General features: G+C 70.7%; 16 protein-coding genes. 2 read left to right on the forward strand and 14 right to left on the reverse strand.

The annotated features are described in order from the left end of the window. The 3 genes from ACIBK3_RS00865 to ACIBK3_RS00875 form a co-directional block, all read right to left on the reverse strand. Positions 1-420 carry a phage holin family protein gene (locus ACIBK3_RS00865; RefSeq protein WP_399360485.1) on the reverse strand — a complete coding sequence of 140 codons (420 nt, stop codon included), beginning with the start codon at positions 418-420 and terminating at the stop codon, positions 1-3. A gap of 73 nt (positions 421-493) precedes the next feature. Then, on the reverse strand, positions 494-1,204 hold the full coding sequence (locus tag ACIBK3_RS00870; protein ID WP_399360487.1) for a hypothetical protein: 711 nt from the start codon (positions 1,202-1,204) through the stop codon (positions 494-496). Continuing rightward, positions 1,201-1,347: a hypothetical protein gene (locus ACIBK3_RS00875; RefSeq protein ID WP_399360489.1), complete on the reverse strand. Its 147-nt coding sequence runs from the start codon at positions 1,345-1,347 to the stop codon at positions 1,201-1,203. Before ACIBK3_RS00875 ends, ACIBK3_RS00870 begins: the two co-directional genes overlap by 4 nt. A gap of 174 nt (positions 1,348-1,521) precedes the next feature. Here ACIBK3_RS00875 and dapA point away from each other — a divergent pair, with 174 nt between their 5' ends. Further along, positions 1,522-2,412, forward strand: coding sequence for a 4-hydroxy-tetrahydrodipicolinate synthase (gene dapA, locus ACIBK3_RS00880; RefSeq protein ID WP_399360491.1), 891 nt, complete (start codon positions 1,522-1,524; stop codon positions 2,410-2,412). Here dapA and ACIBK3_RS00885 read toward each other — a convergent pair whose 3' ends face one another. The 5 genes from ACIBK3_RS00885 to ACIBK3_RS00905 form a co-directional block, all read right to left on the reverse strand. Next, positions 2,413-3,657: a WD40 repeat domain-containing protein gene (locus tag ACIBK3_RS00885; protein WP_399360493.1), complete on the reverse strand. Its 1,245-nt coding sequence runs from the start codon at positions 3,655-3,657 to the stop codon at positions 2,413-2,415. Beyond that, the gene (locus ACIBK3_RS00890) at positions 3,654-4,232 is read right to left on the reverse strand and encodes a SigE family RNA polymerase sigma factor (RefSeq protein ID WP_399360495.1); all 579 of its coding nucleotides are present in this window, start codon (positions 4,230-4,232) and stop codon (positions 3,654-3,656) included. The genes ACIBK3_RS00885 and ACIBK3_RS00890 overlap by 4 nt, the downstream gene beginning before the upstream one ends. Before the next feature lie 178 nt (positions 4,233-4,410). After that, a complete protein-coding gene (dapD, locus tag ACIBK3_RS00895; RefSeq protein WP_399360497.1) occupies positions 4,411-5,400 on the reverse strand; it encodes a 2,3,4,5-tetrahydropyridine-2,6-dicarboxylate N-succinyltransferase in 990 nt (329 codons plus the stop codon). Between the two features lie 107 nt (positions 5,401-5,507). Beyond that, positions 5,508-6,059, reverse strand: coding sequence for a TetR/AcrR family transcriptional regulator (locus tag ACIBK3_RS00900; RefSeq protein ID WP_399360499.1), 552 nt, complete (start codon positions 6,057-6,059; stop codon positions 5,508-5,510). After that, on the reverse strand, positions 6,059-6,352 hold the full coding sequence (locus ACIBK3_RS00905; RefSeq protein WP_399360501.1) for a DMT family transporter: 294 nt from the start codon (positions 6,350-6,352) through the stop codon (positions 6,059-6,061). The genes ACIBK3_RS00900 and ACIBK3_RS00905 overlap by 1 nt, the downstream gene beginning before the upstream one ends. Positions 6,353-6,549: 197 nt before the next feature. Between ACIBK3_RS00905 and ACIBK3_RS00910 the strand changes: the two genes are divergently transcribed. Then, positions 6,550-7,392 carry an AbfB domain-containing protein gene (locus ACIBK3_RS00910; RefSeq protein ID WP_399360503.1) on the forward strand — a complete coding sequence of 281 codons (843 nt, stop codon included), beginning with the start codon at positions 6,550-6,552 and terminating at the stop codon, positions 7,390-7,392. Positions 7,393-7,502: 110 nt separating this feature from the next. On the opposite strand, the gene ACIBK3_RS00915 is transcribed toward ACIBK3_RS00910, so the two are convergent. The 6 genes from ACIBK3_RS00915 to sufD are packed head-to-tail and all read right to left on the reverse strand — an operon-like array spanning position 7,503 to position 11,854. Next, positions 7,503-7,835, reverse strand: coding sequence for a metal-sulfur cluster assembly factor (locus ACIBK3_RS00915; RefSeq protein ID WP_037743875.1), 333 nt, complete (start codon positions 7,833-7,835; stop codon positions 7,503-7,505). Next, entirely contained in the window at positions 7,832-8,299 is a 468-nt protein-coding gene (sufU, locus tag ACIBK3_RS00920) for a Fe-S cluster assembly sulfur transfer protein SufU (RefSeq protein WP_399360505.1), read from the reverse strand. The genes ACIBK3_RS00915 and sufU overlap by 4 nt, the downstream gene beginning before the upstream one ends. 19 nt (positions 8,300-8,318) lie before the next feature. Beyond that, complete coding sequence (locus ACIBK3_RS00925; RefSeq protein ID WP_399360507.1) at positions 8,319-9,575, reverse strand: cysteine desulfurase; 1,257 nt, start codon at positions 9,573-9,575, stop codon at positions 8,319-8,321. Next, a complete protein-coding gene (sufC, locus tag ACIBK3_RS00930; RefSeq protein WP_399360509.1) occupies positions 9,572-10,336 on the reverse strand; it encodes a Fe-S cluster assembly ATPase SufC in 765 nt (254 codons plus the stop codon). The genes ACIBK3_RS00925 and sufC overlap by 4 nt, the downstream gene beginning before the upstream one ends. A gap of 7 nt (positions 10,337-10,343) precedes the next feature. Further along, positions 10,344-10,673, reverse strand: a complete 330-nt coding sequence (locus ACIBK3_RS00935; RefSeq protein WP_399360511.1) for a bifunctional 3-phenylpropionate/cinnamic acid dioxygenase ferredoxin subunit — start codon at positions 10,671-10,673, stop codon at positions 10,344-10,346. Next, on the reverse strand, positions 10,673-11,854 hold the full coding sequence (gene sufD, locus ACIBK3_RS00940; protein ID WP_399360513.1) for a Fe-S cluster assembly protein SufD: 1,182 nt from the start codon (positions 11,852-11,854) through the stop codon (positions 10,673-10,675). The genes ACIBK3_RS00935 and sufD overlap by 1 nt, the downstream gene beginning before the upstream one ends. Positions 11,855-11,873 lie beyond the last annotated feature (19 nt).

The following is an 11,873-nucleotide window of genomic DNA, read 5'->3' on the forward strand; positions in this document are numbered from 1 at the left end:
TCATCGGTGCGCCCTCTCCCTGATCTCGTCCACGTCGGCCTTCACGCTGTTCAGAGCTTCCTCGGGGGTGGGCGGGGTGGCCCGGCGCAGCTGGGCGCGGCCGGTCACCGCGAGCACCCCCGCCAGTGCGAACAGCACGCCCGTCACGATCAGTGCCGCCGCCCACACGGGCAGCACCAGCGAGAGCGCGGCGGCGACCGTGGCGGCCAGCGCGAGCAGCCCGGCGTAGCCGACGGCGCCCGCGGCTCCCAGCAGCCCGCCCCCGCGGCCCGCCCGGCGGCCCTTCTCGGCCAGTTCCTCCTTGGCGAGCGCGACTTCCTGTCGTACGAGCCGGGAGAGCTGTTCGGTGGCCTGTCCGACGAGCTCGCCCACCGAATGGTGTTCGTCGTGTGCCGGCCTTTGGGCCGTGGTCCCGGTCACGGTTCCGCCTCCTCTCGGTATCGGAACCTCCGGGTACCCTGACCTGCCCTCGATACCCCTGCGAGGGCGCGCCCTACCCCTGCGGCCCGGCCCCGCCGCCGCGCTCGCCGAGCCGGGCCAGCTGGGCCTGGAACCAGTCGAGCCGTGCCTGCAACAGGGCCGCCTCCGCGGCGAGTTCGGGCACCCCGAGGCCACCGGGGCCACCGGGGCCTTCGTGCGGGCCGATGTCGCCCGCGGGCAGGAGCGCCCCGCTCCCGGCCACCACCCGCAGGCCCTCTCCGGCCAGCCGGGCGAATCCGGCGAGCGAGACGGACGTACGGCCGCGCAGGCAGCCCGCGCAGGAGGGGGCCAGCGCCCGCCGGCCGGGGCGGCCCCAGCCGGCGTCGGCCAGGGCGGCGGCGGCCGCGCCGCAGGCGCAGGGGCCCACGGTCGCCGTGCGGACGCGCTGGCGGGCGTACCGGAAGCCGCGCTCGAAGCGGAGGTAACGGCCGAGCACGGACACCTCCAGCAGGACCGCCGTGCGATGCTCGGCCGTGCACAGCAGCGCCTCGGCCACCGTGCGGTCGTGCACACAATGGAAGCCGCAGTCGCAGCGGCGGTGCGGTGCCCGGTGCCGCAGGCCGTACACGCAGGACGCGTCGGCCAGGACTCCGTACGGCAGCGCGCCGCCCAGCGACACACCGGTGAACCCGGCCCGGGCGCCGTCCTGGGACACCACCGGGTGGGCGATCTTGTATCCGGTCGGCGGCTCCGTCGGGCGTTCCTCGGGGAGCCGCAGCCTCATCGGGCGGCCGGGACCTCTTCGGGTGCCTGCGGTTCCTTGATCTCTTCAGGAAGTTCGAGGCCGAGTTCGAGTTCGGGTTCTTCCACGGTGGCCTGCGGTCGCTCTTCCGCGACTCCGGTGGCGAGTGCCTTGCCGAGCTTCATTCCGCCTCCATGACCAGGGGCCGGTGACCGTCCTGGCCATGGTGACCCATGAGGGGCCGACTTGGACATAGGGCCTGCCGCCCGGACACGACGGGCTATTCTTCAGCATTCCTTACGCAGATGTCGTAGGAAAATTAAGTGGAGCTTCGCCGATGAGGTGCCGACACTGACCCCATGACGACACCTCGCCCTTTCGGCCGCGCCCTCTGCGCCATGATCACGCCCTTCACCGACGCCGGCGCGCTCGATCTCGACGGCGCTCAGGTGCTGGCCGACCGGCTGGTGAGGGGTGGCTGTGACGGGCTGGTCCTGTCCGGCACGACGGGCGAGTCGCCGACCACGACGGACGCCGAGAAGGCCGCGTTGATCACGGCCGTGCGCGAGGCGGTGGACGGGCGGGCCTCCATCGTCGCGGGGGTGGGCACCTTCGACACCCGGCACACCGTCGAGCTGGCCCTGGCGGCCGAAAAGGCCGGGGCGGACGGCCTGTTGGTGGTCAGTCCGTACTACAGCAGGCCTCCGCAGGACGCGTTGGAGGCTCACTTCCGGGAGATCGCCGACGCGTCCGGGCTGCCGATCGTCCTCTACGACATCCCGGCCCGCACCGGCACCCGCATCGAGCCCGACACCCTGATCCGCCTGGCCGGCCACCCGGGCATCGTGGCGGTGAAGGACTGCTCCTACGACTTCCTCGGCGCCCAAAGCGTGCTGTCGCGCACCGAGTTGGCGTACTACGCGGGCTGCGACGAGCACAACCTCGCCCTGTACGCGGTAGGCGGCGCGGGCTACGTCAGCACAGTCGCGAACGTGGTCCCGGGCCGACTCCGCGCGGTCCTGGACGCGTTCGACGAGGGAGACACGGCCCGCGCCGCCCTCCTCCAGCAACGCGCCACGCGGCTCATCGAGTTGACGATGGCGTCCGGCCTGCCCGGCGCGGTCACCGTCAAGGGGCTCCTCAACGCCCTGGGCCTGCCCGCGGGACCGGTCCGCGCACCGCTGCGGCCCGCCGGCCGTGAGACGGTCGACGGGCTGCTGGCGGCGTACGAGTCGCTCACCGCGAGCTGATCAGCGGCGGGCGAAGACGGGCTCCCATCCCTGCCGGTCGAGGTTCTTGTCCGGCTCACGGACCCCGCTCAGCGGTACGGCCTTGTCGCTGCCGAGGGTGACCAGCACGAGCCGGGGCCGATACGGCTCCTCCAGGCTCGTCACCCGCTCCCATGCGATGAGCCGCTTGTCGTCGGCCCAGGCGAGCAGCTCGGCTCCGCGGATCTTGGTGATCTCCTTGCCCGTACGGGGATCACGGATCGAGGAGTACGACCTGCCGGGGGTGCCGCCGACCTCCTTCGTCAGGCCGAGGGCGGCGAGCCTGCTGTTCGGGGACAGTCGCGCACCGACGTCCGAGCGCAGGTACCGCTCGTCCGCGGGGGCGGCGGCCTTGTCGCCCTTGAGGTCGTAGAACTGCTGCAGACCGTCCCGGCCGCCGAGGACCTGCGTGTACACCTGGTCACCGGTCCGGCTGAAGGCGAAGTCCTGGCGGGCGTTGATGTCACGCCCGGACGTGACCGGGCTCCATGAGGCTTTGCCGGAGGCCAGGTCGATGACGGAGAACCCGGTCCGGGTCGAGGGCCGCGCGGGCGCCCACATCCAGCGTTCGACGGTCTTCCCGTGTTCGAGGGTGGAGGCCGTCTGCTTGCGCCGCAGGTCGGGGTTCTCGCCGTACGTCGTCGCGACGAGCCTGTCGCCGCCGTACGAGAAGGCGACCGCGCCGACGCCGTATGCGACCGGGATCCACCGCTCGACCTCCCCCGTCGCCAGGTCGAGCAGGCCGATCCTGCGGGCGGGCAGCTGCCGCTCCAGGACGGCGGCAGTCTTCAGCCCGGGGGCCACAGCGACGTAGGACCAGCGGGTGTCCTTCCCGTACCGTCCGGTGTCCGGGTCGAGGAGCGTGTACGTGCGCTCGTAGACGGCACGGGTGTCGCTCTTCACGACGGTGTGCGCCGTGTAGTACGCGGCCAGCACCGCGTCCCCGGCCGCGATCAGGTCGCGCGGCGGCGACTGGTCCGGCTGGGCGTGGGTCCCGCCCCGCTGGACGATTCCGGCGGGACGTACGTCGTCCTTGCCGGAGTCCAGCAGCGGCACGGCCACCCCGACGGCGACCACGGCGGCCACGGCCGCGGCGACGGTCGCGAGCGTGCGGGTGCGGCGGCGCCGGCGCACCGACAGCACCCGGTCGGCGAACCCCGGTCGCGCCGGGGCCTGTTCGGCGGCCTGTTCGCGCATCGCGTCCCGCATGAGTTCCTCGACGTTCATGGGCGCACCTCCACGGGTGAGAAGTCACGGGACGGCCGCCCCTCGGCGTCCGCCTGGCCCAGGGCGGCCAGTTCGGGCGCGAGGGAGCGCAGCCGGGCGAGGGAGCGGTGGGTGGTGGACCGTACGGTGCCGACGGAGCAGCCCAGCAGCCGGGCTACGTCGGCCTCCGGCAGGTCCTCGAAGTAGCGCAGGACCAGCATGGTGCGCTGGCGGGCGGTGAGCCGGGACAGCGCCTCGCGCATGACGACCCGCAGTTCGGCCGCGGCTGCCGCGTCGGTGCCGCCCGCGGCCGCCCCGCCCGCATGTCCCGTCTCGGGCGGCTCGGCGACGGTTACCTCCCGGCCGCGCCATTTCAGCCGCCAGCGGCTGACCTGCTGGCGGTAGAGGATCCGTCGCACGTAGGCCTCGGGCTCCTCGATCCGCCGCCACTTGCCGGCCGCCCTGGCCAGCGCGTTCTGCAGCAGATCCTCACCGGCGTGCCGGTCTCCCCCGCACAGCAGCACCGCCGTCTTCAGCAGCGCCGACGATCTGTTGTCCACGAACTCCCGGAAACTCTCCAGCTCCGCGGCATCCATCGTCACCTTCTCTTCCCCGGCGGCATCTGTGCCCCGCCCCTGTGCCCCTGGTGACGCGTGCGGCGGCCCGTCGCTATGCCACCCTCCGGAAAGTTTTCCGGCTCGACGCGCCGGGGCCCGTACCGCACCGGTGTGCGCTACGGGCCCCGGCGACGCCGACCAGCCTGCGGTGACGTCCTCAGTTGTGGCTGTGCAGGACCTCGTTCAGGCCGCCCCACACCGCGTTGTTCGGGCGGGCCTCGACCGTTCCGGTGACCGAGTTGCGGCGGAAGAGGATGTTGGAGGCGCCGGACAGATCACGGGCCTTGACGATCTGCCCGTCGGGCATGGTCACGCGGGTCCCGGCGGTGATGTACAGCCCGGCCTCGACCACGCACTCGTCGCCCAGCGCGATACCGACGCCCGCCTCCGCGCCGATCAGGCAGCGCTCGCCGACGGAGATGATCACATTGCCGCCGCCGGACAGCGTGCCCATGGTCGAGGCACCGCCACCGATGTCGGAGCCGTCGCCGATCACGACACCCGCGGAGATCCGGCCCTCGACCATCGAGGTCCCGAGGGTGCCCGCGTTGAAGTTGACGAAGCCCTCGTGCATGACGGTGGTGCCCTCGGCGAGATGGGCGCCGAGCCGTACCCGGTCGGCGTCGGCGATCCGTACGCCCTTCGGGGCGACGTAGTCCGTCATCCTCGGGAACTTGTCGATGCTCGTCACCTGGAGGTGCAGCCCCTCGGCACGGGCGTTCAGCCGCACCTTCTCGATGTCGTCGACGGCGACCGGGCCGAGGGAGGTCCAGGCGACGTTGGCGAGGAAGCCGAAGATGCCGTCCAGGCTCTGCCCGTGCGGCTTGACCAGCCGGTGCGAGAGCAGGTGCAGCCGCAGGTACACGTCGTGCGCGTCGCCCGGCTTCTCGTCCAGCGAGGAGATGACCGTACGGACCGCGACCACCTCGACGCCCCGACGGGCGTCCGGCCCGACCGCCGCGGTCGCGCCGCCGCCGAGCAGCTGCGCGGTCTGCTCGGCGGTCAGCCGTTCCGTACCGGAGGGGCCGGGCTCCACCGCCAGTTCGGGAGCGGGGAACCAGGTGTCGAGAACAGTGCCGTCGGCGGCGATGGTGGCAAGCCCGGCGGCAACAGCGCCGGTGGAACGAGGAGCAGTCGTGTCGGTCATGAGGGCAACCTAACCGGCGGGCGGTCACGGAGGCCAACCAGGGAAGGGAGCGTCTCAGGTGCCGGGCGGTGTCCGGGATCTCCGGCGGCGCGGGCGGCCCGACCGGCTCACGCCGGTTGCCGACGGGCGACCACCCGCGCCAGCACCTCCCGCGCGTACTCCTCGTCGTACGGCGTGTCCGTCAGCAGTACCTGGAGGCAGATGCCGTCCATCAGCGCGACGAGCGCCCGTGCGGTGACCGGGTCGGTGTGGTGGCCGAGCCGGCCGGCGAGGTCGTCGGCCCATTCGGCGGCGACCGGGCGCAGGGCGGGGCGGCGCAGCGCCGCGAGGTAGAGCTCGTACTCCAGTTCCACGCCGGTACGGTCGCCGGCCAGCCACTCGCCCAGCAGCGCGGCGAGTTCGGCGGCCAGGTCGGCGCCGGGTCCGGCGGGACCGCAGCGCGCGGCGACCACCTTCGCGAAGCCCTCGTTCGCCTGTCGCAGCGCGGCCACCATCAGCTCGTCGAGCGTTGCGAAGTGGTACGTCGTGGAGCCGAGCGGCACATCGGCCTCGGCGGCGACGGTGCGGTGGCTCAGCCCGGCGAGGCCGGTGCGCCCGACGACCCGGATCGCCGCGTCGATGATCCGCTGCCGACGCTCGGGGTCGTACCGCCGGGCCATCAGTGCGCGCCGCCCAGGCTGAGCACCACCACACCGACGATGATCAGCGCGATACCGACGGCCTTGGCGAGGGTCATCCCGGCGATGGCCGCCGTGCCGAAACCGGACCAGATCGCGTACGCGGTGCCGACGGACACGGTCTTGAGCGTCTGCGCGAGCAGCACGAAGGAGACGAGGTAGCCGAGGAGGGTCAGCAGCGACGGCACCAGCCTGCTGAACCCGTCGCTGTACTTCATGGCCGTCGTCCCGGCGACCTCCGCGGAGATGGCGGCGGCGAGCAGCAGGTATCCCATGTGTACGAGCGTACATAACGGCCGCCGCTCAGTTTCCCCCGCACACCGGGGGGCTGAAACCGGCCACCCCGGGGGCTGGAAAACGCTCGCCTCAAACGGCTGCCGTGAACTCACCGGCTCCACTAGTGTTTCACCGTTCATCAACTTCCCCATCACGGCCGCAGCCGTCGCCCCGGGCGCCGCTGGAGGAACCGCGCATGCCAGTAAGAAAGTCCCGATCCCCCCAGAACGAGCCATGGGAGAGCGGTTGGGATCCGGACAACACCCGGGTACCGGGAACCCGTCGACTGTGGCTGGCCGGAGCGCTGGCCATCGCCACCGTCGTCACCTGTGTGACAGTGATCGCCCAGACGGACCAGCAGGCTGACACCACGTCAACCGCGAAGAACGGGAGGCAGACCGCGGATCCGACCGGCCCCGGCCTGATCTCCTACGCCAGCGCCTCGACCAGCGGCGCGGCGACACCGGGCAGTCCGAGTCCGGGCAGGAAGAGCGGTACGCCGTCGGCCCGCCCCACCGCCACGACCGCCCCGCAGCCGCACGGCTCGGCCTCCGCTCCCCCGGCCCGTGCCACCGAGTCCCCGGCGCCGCGCCCCAGTTCGTCGGCGGCCAAGCCCTCGTCTCCCTGGCGTTCGGTCCGCTCGGTCAACTACCCGGACCGCTACTGGCACCTCAGCGGCGGCCAGGTGAAGCTGGATCCGGTCCGCGGCTCGGAATCCCGCGAGGACTCCACCTTCGAACTGGTCCGGGGCCTCGCCGACGGCTCCTGCTACTCCTTCGCCACGAGCGACGGCAGCTACCTCCGCCACCGCGACTTCGTCCTGCGTGCGGACCGGAACGACGGCTCGTCCCTCTTCAAGCAGGACGCCACGTTCTGCGCCCGCACCTCGTCGGTGTCCGGTGCGATCATGCTGGAGTCCGTCAACTACCCGGGCCGCTTCCTGCGCCACGAGGACTTCACCATTCGCCTCGATCCGTACCAGTACAGCGGCCTGTATCAATCGGACTCGGCCTTCCGGCTGGTGGGCGGGCTGGCGTGAGCCGGCGGACCTGAGCTGACGGGCCCGAGCCGGCAGAAGGTCCTACGCCCCGTACACGACGAACGGCGACGCCCCCCGCGGGCGTCGCCGTTCGTTCCGATCAGTGGGGCTCAGACGTTGAACCCGAGCGCCCGAAGCTGCTCGCGCCCGTCGTCGGTGATCTTGTCGGGGCCCCACGGCGGCATCCAGACCCAGTTGATGCGCAGTTCGTTGACGAGGCCGTCCGTGGCGGACTTGGCCTGGTCCTCGATGACATCCGTCAGCGGACAGGCCGCCGAGGTCAGGGTCATGTCGATCGTGGCGATGTTCGCGTCGTCGATGTGGATGCCGTAGATCAGGCCGAGGTTGACGACGTCGATGCCCAGTTCGGGGTCGACGACGTCGTACAGGGCCTCGCGGAGTTCTTCCTCCGAGGCCGGCTTCATCTCAACGGTCTCGCTCATGCCGTCTTCCTTTCGGCGTCGGCTCCGCCCAGGGCCTGGGCCGTCGCGTCCTTCCACGCCATCCAGCTCAGGAGAGCGCACTTCACCCGTGCCGGGTACTTGGAGACACCGGCGAACGCGACCGCGTCCTCCAGCACCTCCTCCATCTCGTCGTCCGGCTCGATCCGGCCCTTGGACTGCATCAGCTCCAGGAAGGTCTCCTGGATCTTCTGCGCGTCGGCCAGGTCCTTGCCGACGAGGAGGTCGTTCAGCACGGAGGCCGAGGCCTGGCTGATCGAGCAGCCCTGCCCCTCGTAGGAGACGTCGCTGATCGTCGTGCCGTCGTACTTCACGCGCAGCGTGATCTCGTCGCCGCACGTCGGGTTGACGTGGTGCACCTCGGCGTCGCCATCCCTGAGACCACGCCCGTGCGGGTGCTTGTAGTGGTCCAGGATGACTTCCTGGTACATCGAATCCAGCTTCATCCGCTCGCTCGCCAACCCCTCAGCCGAAGAAGTTCCGTACGTGCTCCAGGCCGTCGACCAGAGCGTCGATCTCGGCCGGCGTGGAGTACAGATAGAACGACGCTCGCGTGGTCGCAGGAATTCCGTACCGCAGGCAGACCGGCCGTGCGCAGTGGTGACCCACCCGCACCGCGATGCCCTCCTCGTCGAGGACCTGGCCCACGTCGTGCGGATGGATGTCACCGAGGGTGAAGGAGATCGCCGCACCCCGGTCCTCGGCCGTTGTCGGGCCGATGATCCGCAGACCGGGGACCTCGCCGAGCTTCTTCACCGCGTAATCGGTGAGCGCGTGCTCATGGGCGAGGATCTTGTCCATGCCGATCGAGGACAGATAGTCGATCGCCGCGCCCAGTCCGACCGCCTGCGCGATCGGCGGGGTGCCCGCCTCGAACTTGTGGGGCGCCGGGGCGTACGTCGACGAGTGCATCGACACCGTCTCGATCATCTCGCCGCCGCCGAGGAACGGAGGCAGGTCCTCCAGCAGCTCCTGACGGCCCCACAGGACGCCGATGCCGGTCGGGCCGCACATCTTGTGGCCGGTGAAGGCCACGAAGTCGGCCTGCAGTGCCTGCACGTCCAGCGGCATGTGCGGAGCGGCCTGCGAGGCGTCGATGCACACCAGTGCGCCGACCTCCTGCGCGCGGCGCACTATCGCCTCGACCGGGTTGACCGTGCCCAGGATGTTGGACACCAGCACGAAGGAGACGATCTTCGTCTTCTCCGTGATGATCTCGTCGATGTTGGACAGGTCGAGCCGGCCGTCGTCCGTGAGACCGAACCACTTCAGCTTCGCGCCCGTACGCTGCGCCAGCAGCTGCCACGGCACGATGTTGGAGTGGTGCTCCATCTCCGTGATGACGATCTCGGTCTCGTGGTCCACGCGGTAGGGCTCGTCGGCCCAGCCGAGCATGTTGGCCACGAGGTTGAGCGACTCGGAGGCGTTCTTGGTGAAGATCACCTCGTCGCGGCTCGGCGCGTTGATGAAGGCGGCGACCTTGTCGCGCGCGCCCTCGTACAGCGCCGTGGCCTCCTCGGCGAGCACATGCACACCGCGGTGGACGTTGGCGTTGTAGCGCTCGTAGTACTCGCTCAGGGCGTCGAGCACCTGGCGCGGCTTCTGCGAGGTCGCCGCGTTGTCCAGGTACACGAGCTTCTTACCGTCGTGGACCTGGCGGTCCAGGATGGGGAAGTCCTTGCGGAGCGCCTCGGTGTCGAGAAGGCCCGGCAGCTGCGTCACGCTGATACTCCACCCTTCGTGTATGCCTCGTAGCCCTCTTCCTCCAGCTTGTCGGCCAGTTCGGCGCCGCCGGACTCGACGATCCGGCCCGCGGAGAAGACGTGGACGAAGTCGGGCTTGATGTAGCGCAGGATGCGCGTGTAGTGCGTGATCAGCAGGGTGCCGACCTCGCCGGTCTCGCGGACGCGGTTGACGCCCTCGGAGACGACCCGCAGGGCGTCGACGTCCAGACCGGAGTCCGTCTCGTCGAGGATGGCGACCTTCGGCTTCAGCAGCTCCAGCTGGAGGATCTCGTGGCGCTTCTTCTCACCGCCGGAGAAGCCCTCGTTGACGTTGCGCTCGGCGAAGGCCGGGTCCATGTGGAGACGCTCCATGGTCTCCTTGACCTCCTTCACCCAGGTGCGCAGCTTGGGGGCCTCGCCGCGGATGGCGGTGGCGGACGTACGGAGGAAGTTGGAGACCGAGACGCCGGGGACCTCGACCGGGTACTGCATCGCCAGGAACAGGCCCGCGCGGGCGCGCTCGTCGACGGACATCTCCAGGACGTCCTCGCCGTCGAGGGTGACGGTGCCGCCGGTGATCGTGTACTTCGGGTGCCCCGCGAGCGAGTAGGCGAGGGTCGACTTGCCGGAGCCGTTGGGGCCCATGATGGCGTGCGTCTCGCCCTGCTTCACGGTGAGGTCGACGCCCTTGAGGATCTCCTTCGTGGCGTTGTCGGCCTCGACGGTGACGTGCAGGTCTCGGATTTCAAGCGTTGCCATGGGTGTCTCAGGACTCCTGGGTGAGGGAGACGAGAACGTCGTCCCCTTCGATCTTGACGGGGTATACGGGGACGGGGCGCGTCGCGGGCAGGCCGGAAGGCTTGCCGGTGCGGAGGTCGAAGCTGGAGCCGTGCAGCCAGCACTCGATCTGGCAGTCCTCCACCTCGCCCTCGGAGAGCGAGACGTTCGCGTGGGAGCAGATGTCGTTGATGGCGAACACCTCCCCCTCGGTCCGGACGACCGAGACCGGCGTGCCGTCGAGTTCCACCCGCTTCGGGGTGTTCTCCTCCAGCTCGCTCAGCCCGCAGGCGCGCACGAAAGTCGACGGGGCAGTCATCAGACCGACGCCTCCAGCTCCTCGTCGATCTTCACGAGAAGCCGTTCCTCGATGTCGTCGACGCCGATCTGCTGGACCAGTTCGGCGAAGAAGCCGCGCACCACCAGACGGCGGGCCTCTTCGGCCGGGATGCCGCGGGCCATCAGGTAGAAGAGCTGCTCGTCGTCGAAGCGGCCGGTGGCGCTCGCGTGGCCGGCGCCGACGATCTCGCCGGTCTCGATCTCCAGGTTCGGCACCGAGTCGACCCGGGCGCCGTCGGTCAGAACCAGGTTGCGGTTCATCTCGTACGTGTCCGTGCCCTCGGCCTTGGCCTCGATGAGGACGTCGCCGATCCACACCGCGTGGGCGCCGTCGCCCTGGAGCGCACCCTTGTAGGCCACGTTCGACTTGCAGTGCGGGGTGTTGTGGTCGACCAGGAGGCGGTGCTCCTGGTGCTGGCCGGCGTCGGTGAAGTACAGGCCGAAGAGCTCGGCCTCGCCGCCGGTGCCGGCGTAGGACACGCGCGGGTGCAGGCGGACGAGGTCGCCGCCGAAGGTGACCACGAACGACTTGAAGGTGGCGTCCCGGCCGATCAGCGCGTTGTGCTGACCCACGTGCACGGCCTTGTCGTCCCAGTCCTGGACGGAGACGACGGTCAGCTTGGCGCCGTCACCGAGGACGTAGTCGACGTTGGCGGCGAGCACGGCGTCACCGGTGTGGTCGATGACGACGACGGCCTCGGCGAAGGCTCCCAGTTCGATCACCTGGTGGGCGTAGGCGGTCCCGCCCTCGCCGTGCACGGCGATCCGGATCGGCTCGGTGAGCACGGTCTCCTTGGGGACGGTGACCACGCCGGCCTTCTCGAACGCCGAGTACGCCTGGGCGGCGACGCGGTCCACCGGGGTGCCGGCCCTGCCGATCCGGGCGTCGTCACGGCCGACGGTCTCGATCACGACGCCCTCGGGGGCGTCGATGTCGACCTTCAGGCCGTCGCCGGTGGCGACCGCGGTGCCGTCGTGCAGCCCGCGCAGCCGCTCCAGCGGCGTGAACCGCCACTCCTCCTCGCGGCCGTGGGGGACCGGGAAGTCCGCCACGTCGAAGGACGGGGGCGCGCTCATGCGCGTGGCGACGGTCGACTCGGCGGCCACCGCGATCTGGCCGGCGGTGGTGGACCCCACCGGGATGTTCTGAGCCTCAGCCATGGCTGTCGGTCTGCTCGCT

Origin of the sequence: Streptomyces sp. NPDC050287 (assembly GCF_044459385.1) — a bacterium.
Classification (GTDB): domain Bacteria; phylum Actinomycetota; class Actinomycetes; order Streptomycetales; family Streptomycetaceae; genus Streptomyces.

Excerpts from the sequence above, each read along its gene's own strand:
- ACIBK3_RS00910 (WP_399360503.1), top strand. The coding sequence starts at position 6,550 with ATGCCAGTAAGAAAGTCCCGATCCCCCCAGAACGAGCCATGGGAGAGC.
- ACIBK3_RS00875 (WP_399360489.1), bottom strand. The coding sequence starts at position 1,347 with ATGAAGCTCGGCAAGGCACTCGCCACCGGAGTCGCGGAAGAGCGACCG.
- sufD (WP_399360513.1), bottom strand. The coding sequence starts at position 11,854 with ATGGCTGAGGCTCAGAACATCCCGGTGGGGTCCACCACCGCCGGCCAG.
- dapA (WP_399360491.1), top strand. The coding sequence starts at position 1,522 with ATGACGACACCTCGCCCTTTCGGCCGCGCCCTCTGCGCCATGATCACG.
- ACIBK3_RS00935 (WP_399360511.1), bottom strand. The coding sequence starts at position 10,673 with ATGACTGCCCCGTCGACTTTCGTGCGCGCCTGCGGGCTGAGCGAGCTG.
- ACIBK3_RS00915 (WP_037743875.1), bottom strand. The coding sequence starts at position 7,835 with ATGAGCGAGACCGTTGAGATGAAGCCGGCCTCGGAGGAAGAACTCCGC.
- ACIBK3_RS00905 (WP_399360501.1), bottom strand. The coding sequence starts at position 6,352 with ATGGGATACCTGCTGCTCGCCGCCGCCATCTCCGCGGAGGTCGCCGGG.
- sufC (WP_399360509.1), bottom strand. The coding sequence starts at position 10,336 with ATGGCAACGCTTGAAATCCGAGACCTGCACGTCACCGTCGAGGCCGAC.
- sufU (WP_399360505.1), bottom strand. The coding sequence starts at position 8,299 with ATGAAGCTGGATTCGATGTACCAGGAAGTCATCCTGGACCACTACAAG.
- ACIBK3_RS00900 (WP_399360499.1), bottom strand. The coding sequence starts at position 6,059 with ATGGCCCGGCGGTACGACCCCGAGCGTCGGCAGCGGATCATCGACGCG.
- ACIBK3_RS00870 (WP_399360487.1), bottom strand. The coding sequence starts at position 1,204 with ATGAGGCTGCGGCTCCCCGAGGAACGCCCGACGGAGCCGCCGACCGGA.
- dapD (WP_399360497.1), bottom strand. The coding sequence starts at position 5,400 with ATGACCGACACGACTGCTCCTCGTTCCACCGGCGCTGTTGCCGCCGGG.
- ACIBK3_RS00890 (WP_399360495.1), bottom strand. The coding sequence starts at position 4,232 with ATGGATGCCGCGGAGCTGGAGAGTTTCCGGGAGTTCGTGGACAACAGA.
- ACIBK3_RS00885 (WP_399360493.1), bottom strand. The coding sequence starts at position 3,657 with ATGAACGTCGAGGAACTCATGCGGGACGCGATGCGCGAACAGGCCGCC.